This window comes from Rhizobium sp. BK602 (assembly GCF_014195095.1).
In the GTDB taxonomy this organism is placed as follows: Bacteria; Pseudomonadota; Alphaproteobacteria; order Rhizobiales; family Rhizobiaceae; genus Rhizobium.
This window is the reverse complement of the sequence record NZ_JACIBC010000003.1, coordinates 351191-370661: the sequence shown is the minus strand read 5'-3', so window position 1 is coordinate 370661 and position 19471 is coordinate 351191. Positions and strand designations below refer to the sequence as shown.

The window sequence follows — 19471 nt, the reverse complement described above, 5'->3', positions numbered from 1 at the left end:
CATGACGGAAGGTCCCCAGAGCAAAGCGATAAGCAGCCGGGGAGTTCGGGCGAACGCAAGCGCAAGACTGGGGGACGGTCGTGGCAAGCACTGATATCGGACAGCTGAAATCCATCGAACGGCAGATCCTCTGGCTATCCTGCTGGATGATCCACAACGCCAATCATCTGCGGCCGAAAGGCGAGGTGAAGGTGGGCGGCCATCAGGCCTCCTCCGCCTCCATGGCCTCGATCATGACGGCGCTTTATTTCCATGTCCTGCGGCCGGAAGACCGTATCGCGGTCAAGCCGCATGCCTCGCCGGTGTTCCATGCGATCCAGTATCTCATGGGCAACCAGAGCCGCGAGAAGCTCGAAAATTTCCGTGGCTTCGGCGGCGCGCAGTCCTATCCGAGCCGGACCAAGGATGTCGATGACGTCGATTTCTCCACCGGTTCCGTCGGCCTCGGCGTTGCGGTTACGGCCTTCGCCTCCATCGTCCAGGATTATCTTGCCGCCAAGCCCTGGGCGCAGAAGCGTCCCGAAGGCCGGATGATCGCGCTGGTCGGCGATGCGGAGCTGGACGAAGGCAATATCTACGAATGCCTGCAGGAAGGCTGGAAGCACGACCTGCGCAACACCTGGTGGGTCATCGACTATAACAGGCAGAGCCTCGACGGCGTGGTGCGCGAGGGGCTGTGGCAGCGCATCGAGGCGATCTTCACGGCATTCCGCTGGGATGTGGTCATCGTCAAGCATGGCGCATTGCAGCGGGCGGCTTTCGCCGAGCCGGGCGGGACGAGGTTGCGGGACTGGATCGATACCTGCCCGAACCAGCTCTATGCCGCGCTCACCTATCAGGGTGGTGGTGCCTGGCGGCGCCGTCTTCTCGATGAGATCGGCGATCAGGGCGATGTGACGGCCCTGATCGAGCGGCGCTCGGACCAGGAGCTGGCGGAGCTGATGAACAATCTCGGCGGCCATTGCCTGGAAACGCTGACTCAGGCCTTCGACGCCGTCGATCATGATCGTCCGACCGTTTTCCTGGCCTATACGATCAAGGGCTGGGGTACGCCGCTCGCCGGCCACAAGGACAATCATGCCGGGTTGATGACATCGGCGCAGATGGAAGAATTCCAGGCGGCGATGAAGGTCAGGCCGTCCACGGAATGGGACCCTTATTCGACCATCGCGGACCCGAAAGGCATTCGGGATTTTCTGGCGCAGGTGCCGTTTTTCCAAAATGGCCCGCGTCGCTATCCGGCGGCCCGGATCGCCACGGACGGTCCCGTCATGCTCGAGGACCGGGTGCTTTCGACCCAGGCGGGCTTCGGCAAGATCCTCGATCTGATGGCGAAATCGCAGACCGAGCTGGCGGCCCGCATCGTCACCACGGCGCCGGACGTCACAGTCTCGACCAATCTCGGCCCCTGGGTCAATCGCCGGGGCCTGTTCGCGCGGGATATGCAGGCCGACACCTTCCGCGACGAGCGGGTGCCATCGGCGCAGAAATGGCGGTTTTCGCCGGAGGGTCAGCATATCGAGCTCGGCATTGCCGAGATGAACCTCTTCCTGCTGCTGTCCGCCGCCGGCCTGTCGCATTCGCTGTTCGGCGAGCGGCTGCTGCCGATCGGCACGGTCTACGATCCCTTCATTTCCCGCGGTCTCGATGCGCTCAACTATGCCTGCTATCAGGATGCCCGCTTCATGATCGTCGGCACGCCGTCGGGCGTGACGCTCGCGCCGGAGGGTGGGGCGCATCAATCGATCGCGACGCCGCTGATCGGCATCAGCCAGGATGGATTGGCGAGCTTCGAGCCCGCCTTTCTCGATGAACTGTCGGTCGTCATGGATTGGTCGTTCGACTATATGCAGCGCGACGGCGACCGCCAGCCGGATGAGCGGACATGGCTGCGGGATGCGACCGGCGGGTCGGTCTATCTGCGGCTGACGACGCGGCCGATCGAGCAGCCGCTGCCGCGCCACGATCCGCAATTCCGGCAAGGCGTCATCGACGGCGGTTACTGGCTGAAGAAGCCCGGTCCCAACGCCGATGTCGTCATTGCCTATCAGGGATGCATCGCGCCCGAGGTCATCGCCGCGGCCGGTATTCTCGGAGAGAGCCGGCGGGATATCGGCGTCCTGGCCGTGACCTCCGCCGACCGGCTGAATGCCGGCTGGACGGCCGCACAGCGCGCCCGACGTAGCGGCCTCGACCGCGCCGCCGGCCATGTCGAGACCCTGCTGTCCGGCCTGCCGCCGCATTGTACCCTGGTCACCGTGACCGACGGGCATCCGGCAAGTCTCGCCTGGCTTGGCGCGGTGCATGGCCACAGAACCATTCCGCTCGGGGTCGAGCATTTCGGCCAGACCGGCACGATCCAGGATCTCTATCGCCACTACGGGATCGACAAGGCGGGTATCGTCAAGACAGTTTCGGGCCTGACCAGGGGAGCGGCGATATCCGAGCTGCTGCTTCTGCCATGAGGGCGCGGCGTGGGGCGCTAAGCATCGGCGCGGGAACCTGCCGTCGCGTTGATCGACAGGCGGTATTCCTCGTAGATGTCGCCCTGTACCCGGATATGCTCGCGCATCACGCTTTCCGCCCGCGCGACATCGGCGGCCTCGAGCGCCAGCAGGATCTCGCGGTGCTCGCTCATCGATTGGGAGAGGCGGTCGCCGAAGGAAAGCTGAGCCTTGCGAAACGGCTTCAGGCGCCGTTGCAGATTGCGCGCCTCTTCAGCCAGGAAGCCGTTGCCCGAGGCATCGTAGATCATGTTGTGAAACGCGGCATTCTCCGCGTAATAGCGTCCGTAATCCTGCAGCTGCAGCGCTGCCTCGCAGGCGGACGCCTTCTGGCGCAGCATCAGAATCTGCGCCTTGGTGATGCGTCCCGCCGCAAGCCGCGCGCACCAGGCCTCGACCTCCGCCATGACTTCGAACATCTCCACGAGGCGCGTGAAATCCGGCTGGCGCACGAAGGCGCCGCGGTTGGGGATGAGCTCGACCAGCCCACTCGCCGACAGCAGGCGCAGCGCCTCGCGAAGCGGTGTACGCGACACGCCGAAATCGCCGGCAAGGCGAACCTCGTCCAGGCGCTCGCCATCCTTGAAAAAACCCTCGGCGATCAGGGTTTCGATGCGCTCGTAAAGCATGTCCGCCGCGGACGGCCTGATTTGGGTCACGGTGATCTCTCCGATCACATTATGGGTCTTAAGATCGCGCATAGCAAGATTTTGTATGCATAAATAGTTTTATGCGCTCAATCTCAAATTTTTGTATACAATATTGAAAGACGGGGTATACTGTAGGCATCATATAAAAATGCCTAATAAATAGGCAAAACAGGGGATTCCTATGAAGTTAGCCGCCATCGCTGCTGCGTTGTTTTTGCCATGTCTCGTCGGTACTGCCGCTTATGCCGGCAAGGCGGACGATACGATCTCGATCGCCTTTTCAAAGGAGCTCGAGCATATCGATCCTTACTTCAATACGGCGCGCGAGGGCGTGCTGCTCGGAAATGCCGTCTGGGACGGCTTGCTTTACCGTAATCCGCAAACCGGCGAATATGTCGGCAATCTCGCGACCAGCTGGTCCTGGGTGGACCCGACCACGCTGGAGCTGACGCTGCGCCAGGGCGTGAAGTTCCATAATGGCGAGCCCTTCGATGCGGATGACGTCGTCTATACGCTGAATTACATGGTCGATCCGAAGAACGGCGCCAAGAACAAGGTCGCCACCGGCTGGATCAAGCATGTCGAGAAGATCGACCAGTTCAAGGTCCGCATCCTCACCAACGGGCCGTTCCCGGCCGCACTCGAATATCTCGCCGGTCCTGTCATCATTCATCCGAACGAATATTATGCGGCGGTCGGCCCGGACGGCGTTGCGACCAAGCCGATCGGAACCGGCCCCTACAAGGTCGTCAGCGTCGAGCCCGGCAAGCATTACGTCCTGAAGCGCAACGATGATTATTTCGCCGCCGCCAAGCCGAAGGCCAAGGTCGAGACCATCGATATCCGCACGATCCCCGACATCAACACGCAGATGGCGGAACTCTTCAACGGCACGATCGATCTCGTCTGGCAGGTGCCTTCCGACCAGGCCGACAAGCTGGCCAGCCGCGGCAATTTCCAGGTGATCAACGCGCCGACGATGCGGGTCGGCTATCTTTCGCTCGATGCCGCCGGACGCAGCGGGGCCAAGAACCCGATGACAGATGTGCGGGTCCGACAGGCGGTCTACCATGCGATCAACCGCGAAGGGATCGTCAAGGCGCTCATGAAGGGCACGACTGAAGTCATCAACAGCGCCTGCTCGCCCAGTCAGTTCGGCTGCGCGACCGATGTCGCCACCTATGCCTATGATCCGGCAAAGGCCAAGGCACTGCTGGCGGAAGCAGGCTATCCGAACGGCTTCGAGATCGATCTCTACGCCTATCGTGATCGTCCGCTGGCGGAGGCGATGATCGGCATGCTCGCCGATGTCGGCATCAAGGCCAATCTCAAATATCTGCAATATGCGGCGCTGCGCGAAAAGCGCATCAAGGAAGGCGTGCCGATGTCCTTCCTGACATGGGGTTCCAATTCGATCGCCGATGCCTCGGCCATTACCAGCGAATTCTTCACCCTGGGCGGTGAAGACGATGCCCGCGACAAGAGTCTCGCCGAGCTGCTGGAGAAGGCCGACGCCTCCATCGACACCGCCGAGCGCAAGACCCTCTACAAGCAGGCGCTTTCAGAGATCGCCGGCAAGGCCTACTGGGTGCCGCTTTGGAACTATTCCACCAACTACGTCATGAACAAGGACGTCTCCTTTACGCCCACGCCGGATGAGTTGGTTCGTTTCAACGAGATCGGTTGGAAATGACATGCGCATGGGTCGGTCGGTCCGCCACAGGCCGGCGGATCGACCGACGTGTTCCAGTGTGACGAGGCTATGGCCGCGTCGCGCCTCTTGCTTGAGGGAATACGATGCTGAAATTCGTCCTGACCAAAATCGGCATGGCGGCGCTGGTGGCGCTGACAGTGTCCTTCATCAGTTTCATTCTCCTGTTCATGGCAGGCGATCCGGCCATCGCAATTGCCGGCGACAGCGCGCCAGCCGACGTGATTGCGGCGATCCGCAGCCAATATGGCTTCGATCAACCGCTGATGGTGCAGTATTTCGATTGGTTGATGCGGGCGCTGACCGGCGATTTCGGCGTGAGTTACTATTTCAAGACCCCGGTTTCCGGCATGATCATCGAGCGATTGCCCGTGACCATGACGATCGGCTGTCTCGGCATGGGTTTCGCGCTGCTGGTCGCAATCCCGATGGGAGTTCTTGCGGCAGCCTTTCCGAACACCATCATCGATCGTCTGGCGCTTGGCGTCGCGGTCGTCGGGCAGGCGATCCCGAGTTTCTGGTTCGGCCTGATCCTCATCGTGATCTTTTCCGTCAATCTCGGCCTGGTGCCGGCTTCCGGAACTGCTGATTGGACCGGCTATATCCTGCCGACCGTCGTGCTCGGCTATTATGCGACGCCGGCCATCATGCGGCTGACCCGCGCCGGCATGCTGGAGGTTCTGTCATCCGATTATATCCGCACCGCCAAGGCCAAGGGGCTGAAGCCACGGCAGGTGCTGTTCAAGCATGCGCTGCGCAACGCCATCATCCCGGTGGTCAGCCTGGCGGCCGTGCAGCTGGGCTTCATGTTCAGCGGCTCGGTGGTGGTCGAGACGATCTTCGCGCTGCATGGGGCAGGGTTCCTCGCCTGGGAATCGATTTCGCGCAACGATCTGCCGACCATGCAGGCGCTGATCCTGATCTTCTCGATGTTCTACATCGCCTTCACCTTCCTGGCCGACGTCCTGAACGCATGGCTCGATCCCCGTCTGAGGACTGCCTGAGATGAGCGACACTTCACAAGCCGCCGATGCCATTCTTCCCGCCGCCGCGGCGCCATCCAGGGCGCTCGTCCGCAAAATCCTGCGGCATCGTGGCTTCATGATCGGCTTCGTCATCCTCCTGGCCGTCGGCCTGATCGCGCTGTTTGCGCCGCTGATTGCCCCTCACGATCCCTACAAACAGGATCTGCTGGCACGACTGGTTCCGCCGGTCTTCCTCGGCGGCGACTGGAACCATGTGCTGGGCACCGATGCGCTCGGCCGTGATTATCTCTCCCGGCTGATCTACGGCGCTCGCGTTTCCCTACTGATCGGTTTCACCGCGGCAATCATCTCCGCGCTGATCGGCACCACGCTCGGCGTTCTCGGCGGCTATTTCGGCGGCAAGGTGGATGCCGTCGTCATGTTCATCCTTTCCGTGCGCCTCGCCCTTCCGGCGACGCTGGTGGCGCTTGCGGTCGTGGCGATATTCGGGGGATCGCTGACCGTGGTCGTGCTGATCCTCGGCCTCTTGCTCTGGGACCGTTTCGCCGTGGTGCTCAGAAGCGCCACCATGCAGGTGCGCCAGGCGGACTATATCGCAGCCGCCGAGGTGCTGGGCGCCAGCCTGCCGCGCATCCTCTTCAAGGATGTGCTGCCGAACGTGATGAATGCGCTGATCGTCATCGTCACGCTGGAAATGGCGCATGCCATCATTCTGGAGGCGGCTCTGTCCTTCTTGGGCCTCGGCGTGCAGCCGCCAACCCCCTCCTGGGGGCTGATGATTTCCGAGGGCAAGGAAATGCTGCTGTTCGAAAGCTGGCTGATCACCATTCCGGGCATCGCCCTGTTCCTGCTGGTCTTTGCCATCAACATGCTGGGTGATGGCATCCGCGATATCACCGCGCCGGAGGGCAGAAACTGATGACGAAGCCCGTCGAAACCGTTCTTTCGATCCGCAACCTGACCATCGACCTGCCGTCGGGAGGCGACCGCCCGCATGCCGTGAGCAACCTGTCGCTCGATATCCGCGAGAAGGAGATCCTCTGCATCGTCGGTGAATCCGGCTCCGGCAAGTCGATCACCTCCTTTGCCGCCATGGGTCTCCTGCCGAAGGCTCTGAAGCCTTCGGGCGGTGAAATCCTCTTCGAGGGGCGCGATGTGCTCACCCTGTCCGAAGCCGAGCATTCCGGCTTGCGCGGCAACCGCATGGGCATGATCTTCCAGGAACCGATGAGCGCGCTCAATCCCTGCTATACGGTCGGAGACCAGATCGAGGAGGTCTTCAAGGCGCATACCAGCCTGCCGAGGGCCGAGCGGCGGCAACGCACGCTGGCGCTGCTCAAGGAGGTACGGCTTCCGGAACCGGAGCGGCTCTATCATGCCTATCCGCATCAATTGTCCGGCGGTCAGCGCCAGCGCATCGTCATCGCCATGGCGCTTGCCATGGAGCCGCGTCTGCTGATTGCCGATGAGCCCACAACGGCGCTCGACGTCACCACGCAGGCGCAGATCCTCGACATGTTCAAGGCGCTGAAGGAAAGCCGCAAGGCCGGCATCCTGTTCGTCACCCATGATTTCGATGTGGTGGCGGAGATCGCCGACCGCGTCGTCGTCATGCAGAAGGGCGTGGTGGTCGAGCAGGGGACAGTGGATGAGGTGCTCAACAATCCCCGCCATCCCTATACGCGGATGCTGATCGATGCGGTGCCGAAGCGGCACAGCGGCAAGGGTAAACCCGATGGGACCATGCCCATCGCGCTGCGCGTCGCCGGCATCGAAAAGACCTATGCGAGCGCTCGCACGCTCTTCCGTCCGGCCCGCAAGGTGCATGCGGTCAAGTCGACGGATTTCACCGTTCTCGAAGGCCAGACGCTCGGCATCGTCGGCGAATCGGGATCCGGCAAGACGACGCTGGTGCGCTGCCTGATGGGTCTCGTCGAGCCGGACGAGGGCTCCGTCTGGGTCGGCAATGCCCGTCTTGATACGAAATCGGCAACCGGACGGCGCGATTTCCGCAAGCTCATCCAGATCGTCTTCCAGGACCCCTATGGTTCGCTCAACCCTAGGCGGACCATCGGCGACCTTCTGGTCGAAGGGCCTGTCAATTTCGGTGTGCCGCGCAAGCAGGCGATGGAAAAGGCGAGGGAGCTCCTGCGTCTTGTCCGCTTGGAAGAGGACGCGCTGGAGCGCTATCCCGCGCAATTTTCCGGCGGCCAGCGCCAGCGTATTTCCATTGCACGCGCGCTGATGGTCGAGCCGAAAATCCTGATTGCCGACGAGGCGGTCTCCGCCCTCGACGTCTCCGTGCAGAAGGATGTGCTGAAACTGCTGGCCGACATCCGCAAGAGCGTCGGTCTGACGGTGGTTTTCATCACCCATGATTTGAGGGTTGCCGCCGAGATTTCAGACCATATTCTGGTCATGTCGAAGGGGGAGGTCGTGGAATACGGGACCGTCGACGATATTTTCGGCAATCCCCGTCATCCCTATACGCGCCAGTTGCTCGCGGCCATGCCCGGCCGCGGCTGGGAAGCGCCTGATATGACGGCGCTGGCCGCTGTCGATGCTGCGAGGTAAATCCATGGACAGAGTGCAATTGATCGAAGCCGCCCGCAATTATGTCGACAGCGGTGGGCTGGCGGCCGATCTGGGCAAGCTCGTGGCGCGTCGCTCGATCAGCCAGTCCGAGGGCCGGCGCGAGGATCTTTACGCCTATCTGCAGGAGGACATGCAGCCGCTGTTGTTGTCCATGGGCTTCGATGTCGAGCTTTTCGACAATCCGCGCGAAGGTGGTGCGCCGCTGCTGATCGCCACGCGCATCGAGGCCGCTGACCTGCCGACCGTGCTGGTCTACGGCCATGGCGACGTCTGCAACGGCGAGGCGCATCGCTGGCGCGAAGGTCTGGAGCCCTTCACGCTGACGCAAGAGGGCGACAAGCTCTATGGCCGGGGAACGGCCGACAACAAGATCCAGCATCTCATCAACATCAAGGCGCTGGAACTGCTGATCCGCGAAAATGGCCGTCTCGGCTTCAATGCCAAGATCATTCTGGAAATGGCGGAGGAAACCGGCTCCTTCGGCCTGCGCGAGTTCTTCGTCGCCAATCGTGAGAGGCTTGCCGCCGATGTGCTGATCGCCTCGGACGGTCCACGGCTGGCAATCGACACACCCACCATGTTCATGGGTTCGCGCGGGGGGCTGTCCTTCAACCTGATCGTCAATCTGCGCGATGGCGATCATCATTCCGGCAATTTCGGCGGGTTGCTGGCCGACCCGGCCATCCTCCTTGCCCAGGCGATCGCGACCATCACCGACGCGCGCGGCCAGATCCAGATTCCCGAATGGCGCCCGACCAGCCTCACGCCCGATATCCGCGCCGTGCTCCGCGACCTGCCGCCGCGCCGTCATGATGCCGATTGGGGCGAGAGCGATCTGACGCCGAGCGAAAGGGTTTTCGGCTGGAATTCCTTTGCCGTCCTTGCGCTGTCCTCCGGCAACATCGATGCGCCGCAGAATGCCATATCGGGGTCGGCGCGAGCCACCTGCCAGCTGCGCTTCGTGGTCGGCACCGACATAAACGAGATCCTTCCGGCTCTTCGCCGCCATCTGGATAAGAACGGCTTTCCGATGGTCGAGGTGCGGGCGGCGCGGGGCGAGGCCTTCCAGGCGACCCGCTTCTCGCCGGATCATCCCTGGGTGCGCTTCGTCGAGGCATCCCTGACCCGCAGCGCCGGCCGTCCTCCGCATGTCCTACCCAATCTTGCCGGCTCGCTGCCGAATGACGCCTTCACCGACATTCTCGGGCTGCCGACGATCTGGGTTCCGCATTCCCACGCGGAATGTGGCCAGCACGGGCCGAACGAACACGCCTTGGTGCCGATCGCCCGCGAGGGCATGCAGCTGATGACGGCGCTGTTCCAAGACATCGCCGAAAACGCGGTCAGCCTGAAGGCGGAAGCCCGATAGGCACTCAATTTCAATCGGCCTCTGGAAAGGCATGGTCATGAGCAAGTCCAATCCCGCAGACCTTGGAGCCTTGGAGGCACGCCGGCTGATCGGATGCAAGAGCCTTTCTCCGGTCGAGCTGGCGAAAGCCTGTATCGAGCGGGTCGAGACGCTCGATCCGGCGGTGAACGCGCTGGTGGCGCGGGATTTCGACAGGGTTCTGGACGAAGCCAGATCGGCGGAAGCGAAGGTGATGCGCAACGAGGCGCTCGGTCCGCTGCATGGCCTGCCGTTCGGGGTCAAGGACATGATCGATGTCACGGGCCTGCCGACCACCTTCGGGTCGGAAATCTATCGCGACAATATCGCGGTCAAGGACGATGCGATCGTCGCGGCCATGCGCGGGGCGGGGGGCATCCCGCTCGGCAAGACCAACAATCCGGAATGGAGCGCTGGCGGCAATACCCGCAACGCCGTCTATGGCGCGACCGCCAATCCGCATGACACGACGAAGAGCGCCGCCGGTTCCTCCGGCGGCTCGGCTGTGCTGCTTGCCTGCCGGATGGCGCCGCTTGCGACCGGATCGGATACCGGCGGCAGCCTGCGTAATCCGGCCGCCTTCTGCGGCGTCGTCGGCTTCCGGCCCTCGCCGGGCGTGGTGCCGGGTGACACGCGCGCCATGGGGCTGATGCATCTGCCGACCAGCGGGCCGATGGCCCGCACTGTCGCTGATACGGCGCTGATGCTGTCCGTCCTGGCGCGGCCGGACAGGCTCGATCCCTATACGATCGTGGTCGACGGGAAGACCGCCTGGGATGCGGATCGTTTCATGAGCGGGCACTGCCCGGATCTGGCGTCGCTGCGCATCGCCATCACCGAGGATTTCGGATTCGCACCGACAGAACAGGTCATTCGCGACAGCTTCCGGCGTGTCGCAAGACGGCTATCCAGTCATCTCGGCGTAGTCGAGGAGACGCATCCGGATTGCGCCGACGCCGATCGCATCTTCTCGGTTCTGCGCGGCGTGATGTTCCTCGGCAAGCATCATGAATTGCTATTGGCCCATCCCGACAAGATCGGTCCCAATGTCCGCGCCAATGTCGAGGAAGGATTGAGCTACGGTCCGCTCGATATTGCCGACGCGCTGGTCAGGCAGGGCCGCTATTATCAGGACTGGCAGCGGTTCTTCGAGACTCACGACTATGTGCTCTGCCCGGCGGTGACGATCAGCCCGCGCGACTGGCATGAGCTTTACCCCGAGGACATCGACGGCAAGCCGACCAAGAACTATTACCATTGGCTGGCCATGGCCTATGCCTCGACGCTTGCGGGGCATCCCTCGATCACCATTCCGGTTGGCCGCGATACGCTCGGCATGCCCTTTGGCCTACAGATCGTCGGCCGGCGGCATGACGATGCCGGAGTGCTGCAAGTGGCGGCCGAGATCGAGGCGATCCTCGCCGATGATACCGAGTTCGGAGTGCCAAAGGTCGATCTAGCGGCCTTGGAAAAGGCGCCGAGGCTTGCCGATCAGCCGGGCTTCATGGGCTTTTAGCTTGCCGGCCTCAGTCGAGGCGTGTCCATTTCCCCGGTAGTGTCAGGAACGTATGGTCGGGGAGCGTGATGGCGGCATGAAGGATGCCGTTCTCGAAGTCTTCGACATGGGTGACGGTGGTGCCATCCGCCTCCCGCCAGGTCACCATGAAGACGCCGGGACGGACCGGAATGGCCTGATAGGTCTCGGTCTTGGCGGCGGCATCGAAATCCGCCGCCTTGTCCTCGGCCCAACGCAACGTACTGCCGTCATCCGCGAAGGCAACCCTGTAGGCGAGCTCGCCATAGTCGGCCCGGTAGATATGGCCGATTGCGGGAAATACGACGTCGCTCATGAGGTTCATCTCCAAATTTGCCGAAGCAGAGGCTTAATATCCGACGGTGAAACGCTGGCGGATATGTGCCGGCTTTTCGATCTCGTCGACGAGGGCGATGGCATAGTCCTCGAAGGAGATGCTGCTGCCATTGGCGTTGCTGAGGAGTTGATCCTTGCCGAGCCTGAAGTTCCCGGTGCGCTCGCCGGGGACGAAGAGCGCGGAGGGCGAAAGGAAGGTCCAGTCGAGATCGTCGACCGTCTTCAGGAGGTCGAGGAAATCGGCGCCCTTGGAGGCCTCCGCCTTGTAGATGGCGGGGAATTCGGGCGTGGTGACGAGCCGGATGCCAGGCGCCACTTCCAGACTGCCGGCACCGCCGACGACCAGATAGCGCTTCACGCCGGATTGTCTGACCGCATCGATGAGACGCTGCGGATCGCTGGCGGTGAAGTGCACGGCGCTGATGACGGCGTCATGTCCAGCCAGCAGCGCGGCCAGGCCGTCCTTGTCGAAAACATCGCCTCGAACGGCGACGACACCCGGAAGGGTCGCGATCTTCTCCGGATTGCGGGCGATCGCGGTCACCTTATGACCGCGATCGGAAAGTTCCTTCAATATTCGCGAGCCGGCATTGCCGGAGGCGCCGATAAGGGCGATCTTTGCCATATTATCCATTCCTTCTCGATGTCGTGATGCTGTGAGAGGCCTTTGTCAGCCCCACTTCATTTCACCCTTGGCGACCTTGGCGCCGAGCGCCAGCGTGCCGGCATCCTTGAGATCGGGATAGCGCTTGGTCATCGCGGCAATCAGCTCGGCGCTGTCCTTCGTCCGTCCCATCTCCTCCTCGAAGGCGAGGAGGTAATCGCGCGTGAAGGTGATCGCGGCGATGCCCTGTTCGGCTCCCTCCGCCTGATGGCCGGGAACGACGATCTTCGGCTTGCGGGCGGCAATGGCATCGAGTGCCTTGACCCAGGCGGCGCGCAGCTCCGGCGTCGCCGTGTCGGCGACCCAGACGTGAATGCCGGAATCGATGAGAACGCCGCCGAAGACGGCCTTGAGCGACGGCACCCAGAGATAGCGCCGATCATGCATGCCCGGCACTTCGACGATCTCGATGCGGGCGCCTTCGAGTTCCAGGGACGTCGCCTTCGAGGGCGTGGGAATGACGACATCAGTGAGTTTTTGCGGGCCATTGTCCTTGAGCTGCGGCCCCCAGGCCTCGAGCTTGCTCTGGACATTCGCCTTGATCGCCTCGACGGTGACCGGCTTGGCGATGACCTTCGCCTTCGGGAAGGCCTCCACGATCGGCCGGAGGCTGAAATAATAGTCCGGATCGTTGCAGCTCACGAAAATCGTCGTCAGGCGCTTGCCGGTCGCTTTGATCGCCTCGGCCACGGCGCGTCCGTCGGACAGCGTGAAGCCGCCGTCGAGGAGGATGGCCTCCTTTTTGCCGGTGAGGAGGACGGGCGTGCGGCGGAAGCCCGTTTCGTCCGCCTGGAAAAATGTCCATTCGAGCTTGCCGCCTGCGGCGTGCGCCAGGGTGAGCGGGGTGATTGCCATGCCGGCGGCAGCGGCAAGCTTGAGAGTATCGCGGCGTGTGATCATGTCTTGTCTCCCAATCGGGTGGCGGTGGCCTGAAGATAGAGACCTGCTATCGCAGGCCTTGATTGGGAGATAAATATCAAGCAATCGTACAGACTGTATGATCCAGAAAGACAATCGATCATGAACGATCTCCTCAATCTCAACAGGTTGATCTTCTTCACCACGGTCGTGGAGAGCGGCTCCTTCACATCGGCGGCGGAGCGGCTGGATGTCGCGAAGGCTGTCGTCAGTCATCAGGTCGCCAGGCTGGAGCAGGAGCTGGGCGTGACTTTGCTGACGCGCACCACGCGCCGGCTGCACGCGACGGACGAGGGCCGCCGCTTCTATGATCGCTGCGTCGTGATCCTGCGCGAGGCGGAAGCGGCCTATGGCGAGATGTCGCAAAGGGCGAGCGAGCCATCGGGAACGCTGACGCTGACGGCGCCGCTCGACTATGGCGCGGCGGTAGTGGCGCCCGCGATTGCTCTCTATCGCCAGCGGTTCCCGCAGATGCATGTCAACGTCATCTTCGACGACGATGTCATCGATCTGGCGGCCGGTCAGGTCGATCTGGCCATCCGCGTCGGCTGGCTGACGGACTCCAGCAATCAGGCCCGCCGTCTCGCGGCCTTTCAGCAATATCTGGTTGCCGCTCCCGCCCTCATCCGCGCCATGGCTGCCGTTTCGTCGCCGGGAGATGCCGCCGGCTTGCCATGGATTGCCAATTCGGCACTCAAAAATCCGCTGCGTTGGACATTTTCGGGACAGGAGGGCCAGACGGTGACCATCGACGTCAATAGCGCCGTCACGACCGACAAGACGCCGGCGGCCTATGTCTGTGCTCTCGCGGGAGTAGGGGTTTCCGTATTCCCTGACTATGTCGTGGCGCGGGATATCGAGGCGGGCCGGCTGGTTCGCATTTTGCCGGACTGGAGCCTGCCTGCCGGTGGCATCCATGCCGTCTTCCCGCCGGCGCGGTTTCGTCCCGCCAAGGTCCGCGCCTTCGTCGACCTGCTGAAGGCCGCGGAGCGCCATCGGGCGGCTAAAATGACCATGGCTTCGGAGTGGGTCTAGACGGCGATCGCCTATGGCGACGGCTGTGGTTCCCGGCTGATCGCCGTCAGCCAATCCCTGAATATGCCGGCCTCATGCGACAGGTTTCTGGCCTCGATAAGCCAATAGGCCTTCTCCGTATCGGAGGGCAGGTCGAACAGCGTCACCAACGAGCCCCGCGCCAGCTCTTCGGCGATCAGGGCCGTGGGACAAAGTCCGATGCCTTGCCCACCGATGACCGACCCGATCATCAGGCTGAAATCGCCGAAGACCGGGCCTGCCCTCGGCGCCTCGTGACGTCCGGCAAGCGTAAACCAGCGCGTCCAGGCATCTGTCGTCTCATCGTGAAGAAGCTCGGCGCGTGTGAGATCGTACGGCGTTGCGAGCCCGCCGTGGCGAGCGTGGAATTCCGCCGAGCAGGTGGGGCGGGTTTCAGCGCTCAGGAGCTTGTGGGCATTCGAGGCGGGGCGCGATCCATGGCGGATCAGCAGGTCGGCATCGGCTGCTTCCGGCGTCTTCGCCTCGAGCGCGTAGACGATATTGATGCGCATGTTCGGATAGATCGCCTTGAATTGCGGCAGGCGCGGGATAAGCCATCGCGTTGCCACCGAGGCAATGCATGCAACGCTGACCGGGCGGCCGGTGGATTCCAGCTGCAATTGCCGGGCGGCTATTTCGATATGGCCAAGCCCATATGTCACGGCGGCACCGAACTCACGGCCCGCCGCCGTCAAGGCGACGCCGCGTGTCTGACGCACGAACAGCGGAACGTTCAGCCAGCCCTCCACCGTGCGCACATGCTGGCTAATGCCGGCCGCCGTCAAATTGAGCTCGGCCGCCGCCTTGACGAAGCTCTCGTGGCGGGCGGCGGCTTCGAAGGCGCGCAATGAGGCGAGGGGGAGGGTGCTCATATCGATATGACTAAGTAATACTTAGTCAAAGGGCAAGAACAAACTGCGTTGTCCCTTCGTGCATCCTTGCTAGTGTGCCGTCTGAACTCACGCGCTCCGCCAAGGCGCAAACCACCTGAAGCAAGCCGGTAGAAGGGCCTGAAAGAAATGCAGATGTCATCCGTGCCTCCAGTCCCTTCCGATGCCGAGCAGCGCCGCAGCCAGCCGCCGGTCGTGGTCTATCCGGTCGAAACGCTTCCGCCGGCCGATCTCAAGCTCCTGGATGCGGCAAGGCAAAGCCTGACGAAGGTCAGCGAGACCATCGTTCCGCCGCGCGATGCGCGGAGCTTTCATGTTCCCGCCGGGCATTTCTTCCGCATCGTCAGCATGGAAGGCTCGCAGGTCGGCGACCTCAATCTCTGGAACGCCGAGGATCTGTCCGAGCGCTTCTTCAGCGGCAAGACGCGCGCCCTGCATGGCACGCATGTCGGCGTCGGCGACCGGTTGTGGAGCAGCCTGCCCCATCTCAGGCCGATGGCGACGATCACCCACGACACGCTCGGCTGGTACGGCTGGGATGCCGACGGAGCCGGTGTCCACGATGTCATCGGCACCCGCTGCGATCCCTATACCAACCGTCTGCTGAAGGGGAACGACTACCATCATTGCTGCCATTCGAACCTTGTTCGGGCGCTCGCCACCGACCGGAACCTGTCTCTGGAAGAGGCGGAAGCGCATGTGCATGACGTGCTGAATGTCTTCATGTGCACCGGTTTTACGCATGACACCCATCAGTATTTCATGAAGGCAAGCCCGGTCAGGCCCGGCGATTTCATCGAATTCTTCGCCGAGATCGATCTTCTGGGTGCGCTGTCCGCATGCCCCGGCGGCGATTGCGGCTCCAGCCATTCGAGCGATACGGCCGCGTGCTATCCGCTGAAAGTCGAAGTCTGGAAAGCCGCCCCCGACAGCCTGGCCGGCTGGACGCCGCCGGAACGCAATCCCTATCCGCGAACGCATCGATAGGGATATGTGCTTGTAAGCGGACCGCCGTACTCACGCTTTGTGCCAATATATAGTTATATAGTTGCGCGCGATGGTCCGAGCCATTGCTTGATATGGTGCGTGCAGCCATATACAATATGGCATATACAAGGGGGCTGCCGCCATGCCTGTTCCGTCGTCAAAAGCCCGAGAAGCCAAGCTGTTTCGCAACAATCGCAGTCAGGCGGTACGCATTCCTGTCGAATTCGAGTTACCAGGGGATCGTGTATTGATCCGTCGCGAAGGAGAAAAGCTCATCATCGAGCCCGTAACCGGGCCGACCAACATCGTGGAGCTACTGGCCGAATGGCGGAAGGAAGCGCCGCTTGGGCCGGAAGACCTGTTCCCGGATATCGAGGATATGCCTGCCGCGCCGGAGGACATCTTTTGAGCGGGTACATGCTTGATACAAACATTATCAGCGACATCATCCGCAACCCGCTTGGGCTGGCTGCGCGCCGCATCGAACAGGTGGGACCCAAAGAGATTTGCACCAGCATCGTCGTCGCGGCCGAGCTGCGCTATGGTTGCGTAAAGAAGGGATCGGCAAAATTATCTGCAAGGGTCGAAAGCGTCCTGCAAACGATCCCGGTTCTGCCGCTGGATGTTCCGGCTGATGCCGAATATGGCGGCATCCGCGCGGAATTGGAGGCAGCCGGGCAGACCATCGGGCTCAACGATCTGCTGCTCGCCGCGCATGCCCATGCGCTTGACATGACACTTGTTACCGACAACACGCGCGAGTTTAATCGCATCCGCGGTCTCCGTGTGGAAAACTGGCTGGAGAGATAGCGGGCACGGCATCGTGCAATTTATGGTGTCACCAGTACATCGATAAGTGGATCAGACTATCGCGGATGGATCATGACGTTCCGCACCGCGCCATGCTTGAAGCCGAAGGAAATTCGGCTTAGCTGTGTGACAGATCCGTGGCATCTGTAGAAATGGAGCATGAACGACGTGGCTGATTGGTTATCCGAAACAAGGCCGATCAGCCGCAAGAATGCCGCCGAGGCGGTGTTCGACGATATTCGGTCGGCCATCATATCGGGTCAGCTCGCCGTCGGCATCCGCCTTCCGTCCGAGGCGCAATTGGCCGAGAGATACGGCGTCAGCCGGCCGATCGTCCGCGAGGCCCTGCGCTCCCTTCAGACGCTTGGTTTGACGCAGACGCGGACCGGCAGCGGCACCTATGTCGTGACCGCGAAAACCAGTCCGGAGCTGAATTACGGCGGATATTCCGCGCGCGATCTCTTCGAGGCCCGCCCCTTCATCGAGGTTCCCGCCGCCAGCTGGGCGGCGTTGCGCCGCACGGAACGCCAACTGGCGGGTTTGCTGGAGCTCTGTGACAAGATGGAGATCGAGGAAGAGCCGCACCTGTGGGTACAGCTCGACTCGCAGTTTCATTGTCTGATCGCCGAATCCTCGGAGAACGCGCTGTTTGCCAAGATCGTCTCCGATGCCCGTGAGGCGATATCGCTGCAATCGGAGATGGTCAACTTGATGGCTGGCCGGCGCGCGGCCTCCAACATCGAGCACCGCCGGATCGTCGAGGCGATCAAGGCGGGCTCGGGGCAGGAGGCGCGCGAGGCCATGGAGGCTCACCTGGGCCAGGTGAAGCAGGCCGTCACCACGATCATCGGGGAAGATCGGCCTCAGCAGGCGTAAGCGGCGGCAGGTTGGCGAGATGCTCGGGGCTGAGCGCCTGCTGCAGCTGCGCCGCGGTCAAGTGTCCACGGTCGAGGACGACCTGAGGTACGGTGCGGCCGCTTGCGAGCGCTTCCTGTGCGACTTCGGTCGCGGCGTAATAGCCGATCAGCGGATTGAGCGCGGTGGCGAGCCCGATCGATTCCTCAACGCGGCGCGCCATGACGGCCGGATTGGCCTGGATGCCGTCGACGCAGCGTTCGGCGAGGATACGGCAGGCATTGCTGAGCTGGCTGATGCTCTGGGAGAGCGCCAGCACGATGATCGGCTCGAAAGCGTTGAGCTGGAGCTGGCCGGCCTCGGCCGCCATGGTGATGGTGATGTCGTTGCCGATGACCGCATAGGCGACCTGGTTGACCATTTCCGGAATGACCGGATTGACCTTGCCCGGCATGATGCTCGATCCCGCCTGGACGGCCGGCAGCGTGATCTCGCCGATACCGGCCCGCGGACCGGAGGACAGCAGGCGCAGATCGTTGCATGTCTTCGACAGCTTGACGGCGACGCGCTTCAGCACGCCCGACAGATGCACGAATGCGCCGGGGTCCTGCGTGGCCTCGATGAGGTCGCTTGCCGTGACGAGCGGACGCCCGGTCAACCGCGACAAGTGCGCGCATGCCAAAGCCGCATAGCCGGCCGGCGCGTTCAGTCCGGTGCCGATCGCCGTGGCGCCGAGATTGATTTCGTGCAGCAGCGCGGCGGATTCGATCAGCCGTGACTGGTCTTCGCCGAGCATCACCGCAAAAGTCCGGAATTCCTGGCCGAGTGTCATCGGAACGGCATCCTGCAGCTGTGTCCGCCCGACTTTAACGAAGCCATCGAACTCCTTGGCTTTCCTTTCGAAAGCGGTCTTCAAAATCCCCATGGATGCAGAGAGATCGTCGATCGCCTCGATCAAGGCGACATTGATCGCCGTCGGATAGGCATCGTTGGTCGACTGGCTGAGATTGACGTGGTCGTTCGGATGAAGACGGGCATAGTTGCCCTTGGTATGGCCGAGCAATTCGAGGGCGCGATTGGCGATCACCTCGTTGGCATTCATGTTGGTCGAGGTGCCGGCGCCTCCCTGAATGACGTCCACGACGAACTGGTCGTGAAGTGCGCCGGCGCGGATCTCGCGGCAAGCCCGGACGATGGCGTCCAGCCGTTCCTGATCGAGCAGGCCGAGTTCGTGGTTTGCGATCGCCGCCGCCTCTTTCACAAAGGCCAGACCCCGGATGAGATGAGGATAGCGCCCGATGGTGTTTCCGGTGACCTGGAAGTTCTCGACCGCCCTTGCGGTATGCACTCCCCAATAGACATCCGCTGGAATTTCCTTCGTGCCCAGCAGATCGCGCTCCCTGCGAGTCATGACCACATTATCCTCCTGATGGTTCGAGACGACGCTAATATCTGTCAAGCTGTCTGACAGATAATCTCGACCCTAGTCAATCCCCACGCCTTGGTCAATGCGGGCGGATGCCTCTTGACGTCCGACTTTCCGAACGATTATGAGAGTGCGAAATCTGTCATGCAGCTTTACAGCGATCGC

Annotated in this window: 18 protein-coding genes; 12 read left to right on the top strand and 6 right to left on the bottom strand. The window is 62.3% G+C overall.

All coding sequences use genetic code 11. The annotated features are described in order from the left end of the window. Nucleotides 1–146 precede the first annotated feature (146 nt). The gene (locus tag FHX11_RS12105) at nt 147–2465 is read left to right on the top strand and encodes a transketolase (protein ID WP_184358202.1); all 2319 of its coding nucleotides are present in this window, start codon (nt 147–149) and stop codon (nt 2463–2465) included. A gap of 17 nt (nt 2466–2482) precedes the next feature. Here FHX11_RS12105 and FHX11_RS12100 read toward each other — a convergent pair whose 3' ends face one another. Further along, a complete protein-coding gene (locus tag FHX11_RS12100; RefSeq protein WP_184357870.1) occupies nt 2483–3163 on the bottom strand; it encodes a GntR family transcriptional regulator in 681 nt (226 codons plus the stop codon). Between the two features lie 172 nt (nt 3164–3335). Between FHX11_RS12100 and FHX11_RS12095 the strand changes: the two genes are divergently transcribed. From FHX11_RS12095 to FHX11_RS12070, 6 genes are all read left to right on the top strand, one after another. Next, nucleotides 3336–4847 carry an ABC transporter substrate-binding protein gene (locus FHX11_RS12095; RefSeq protein WP_184357869.1) on the top strand — a complete coding sequence of 504 codons (1512 nt, stop codon included), beginning with the start codon at nt 3336–3338 and terminating at the stop codon, nt 4845–4847. Nucleotides 4848–4951: 104 nt separating this feature from the next. Continuing rightward, entirely contained in the window at nt 4952–5869 is a 918-nt protein-coding gene (locus FHX11_RS12090) for an ABC transporter permease (protein WP_184357868.1), read from the top strand. 1 nt (nt 5870) lies between these two features. Then, nucleotides 5871–6770, top strand: a complete 900-nt coding sequence (locus tag FHX11_RS12085) for an ABC transporter permease (RefSeq protein ID WP_184357867.1) — start codon at nt 5871–5873, stop codon at nt 6768–6770. Beyond that, nucleotides 6770–8425 carry an ABC transporter ATP-binding protein gene (locus tag FHX11_RS12080; protein ID WP_184357866.1) on the top strand — a complete coding sequence of 552 codons (1656 nt, stop codon included), beginning with the start codon at nt 6770–6772 and terminating at the stop codon, nt 8423–8425. Before FHX11_RS12085 ends, FHX11_RS12080 begins: the two co-directional genes overlap by 1 nt. Nucleotides 8426–8429: 4 nt before the next feature. Beyond that, the gene (locus tag FHX11_RS12075; protein WP_184357865.1) at nt 8430–9815 is read left to right on the top strand and encodes a M20 family metallopeptidase; all 1386 of its coding nucleotides are present in this window, start codon (nt 8430–8432) and stop codon (nt 9813–9815) included. 37 nt (nt 9816–9852) lie between these two features. After that, the gene (locus FHX11_RS12070; RefSeq protein ID WP_184357864.1) at nt 9853–11349 is read left to right on the top strand and encodes an amidase family protein; all 1497 of its coding nucleotides are present in this window, start codon (nt 9853–9855) and stop codon (nt 11347–11349) included. A 10-nt stretch (nt 11350–11359) separates the two neighbouring features. Here FHX11_RS12070 and FHX11_RS12065 read toward each other — a convergent pair whose 3' ends face one another. From FHX11_RS12065 to FHX11_RS12055, 3 genes are read right to left on the bottom strand one after another with little or no spacing between them, the layout of a single operon-like run. Then, the gene (locus FHX11_RS12065; protein WP_184357863.1) at nt 11360–11683 is read right to left on the bottom strand and encodes a MoaF N-terminal domain-containing protein; all 324 of its coding nucleotides are present in this window, start codon (nt 11681–11683) and stop codon (nt 11360–11362) included. 33 nt (nt 11684–11716) lie between these two features. Next, nucleotides 11717–12328 (bottom strand): NAD(P)-dependent oxidoreductase, encoded by a 612-nt coding sequence (locus tag FHX11_RS12060; RefSeq protein ID WP_184357862.1) that lies wholly within the window; start codon nt 12326–12328, stop codon nt 11717–11719. A gap of 45 nt (nt 12329–12373) precedes the next feature. Beyond that, on the bottom strand, nt 12374–13267 hold the full coding sequence (locus FHX11_RS12055) for an MBL fold metallo-hydrolase (protein WP_184357861.1): 894 nt from the start codon (nt 13265–13267) through the stop codon (nt 12374–12376). A 120-nt stretch (nt 13268–13387) separates the two neighbouring features. Here FHX11_RS12055 and FHX11_RS12050 point away from each other — a divergent pair, with 120 nt between their 5' ends. Then, nucleotides 13388–14320, top strand: a complete 933-nt coding sequence (locus FHX11_RS12050; RefSeq protein WP_184357860.1) for a LysR family transcriptional regulator — start codon at nt 13388–13390, stop codon at nt 14318–14320. A gap of 11 nt (nt 14321–14331) precedes the next feature. Here FHX11_RS12050 and FHX11_RS12045 read toward each other — a convergent pair whose 3' ends face one another. Next, nucleotides 14332–15210, bottom strand: a complete 879-nt coding sequence (locus FHX11_RS12045; protein ID WP_184357859.1) for a LysR family transcriptional regulator — start codon at nt 15208–15210, stop codon at nt 14332–14334. 147 nt (nt 15211–15357) lie between these two features. On the opposite strand from FHX11_RS12045, the gene FHX11_RS12040 reads away from it, so the two are divergent. From FHX11_RS12040 to FHX11_RS12025, 4 genes are all read left to right on the top strand, one after another. Further along, a complete protein-coding gene (locus tag FHX11_RS12040; protein WP_184357858.1) occupies nt 15358–16215 on the top strand; it encodes a DUF1989 domain-containing protein in 858 nt (285 codons plus the stop codon). A 142-nt stretch (nt 16216–16357) separates the two neighbouring features. Then, nucleotides 16358–16624, top strand: a complete 267-nt coding sequence (locus FHX11_RS12035; protein WP_184357857.1) for an antitoxin — start codon at nt 16358–16360, stop codon at nt 16622–16624. Then, nucleotides 16621–17025, top strand: a complete 405-nt coding sequence (locus tag FHX11_RS12030) for a type II toxin-antitoxin system VapC family toxin (protein ID WP_184357856.1) — start codon at nt 16621–16623, stop codon at nt 17023–17025. The genes FHX11_RS12035 and FHX11_RS12030 overlap by 4 nt, the downstream gene beginning before the upstream one ends. 159 nt (nt 17026–17184) lie before the next feature. Beyond that, complete coding sequence (locus tag FHX11_RS12025) at nt 17185–17901, top strand: FadR/GntR family transcriptional regulator (RefSeq protein ID WP_184357855.1); 717 nt, start codon at nt 17185–17187, stop codon at nt 17899–17901. On the opposite strand, the gene FHX11_RS12020 is transcribed toward FHX11_RS12025, so the two are convergent. Further along, complete coding sequence (locus FHX11_RS12020; RefSeq protein WP_184357854.1) at nt 17870–19291, bottom strand: aspartate ammonia-lyase; 1422 nt, start codon at nt 19289–19291, stop codon at nt 17870–17872. The genes FHX11_RS12025 and FHX11_RS12020 overlap by 32 nt on opposite strands. Between the last annotated feature and the right edge of the window lie 180 nt (nt 19292–19471).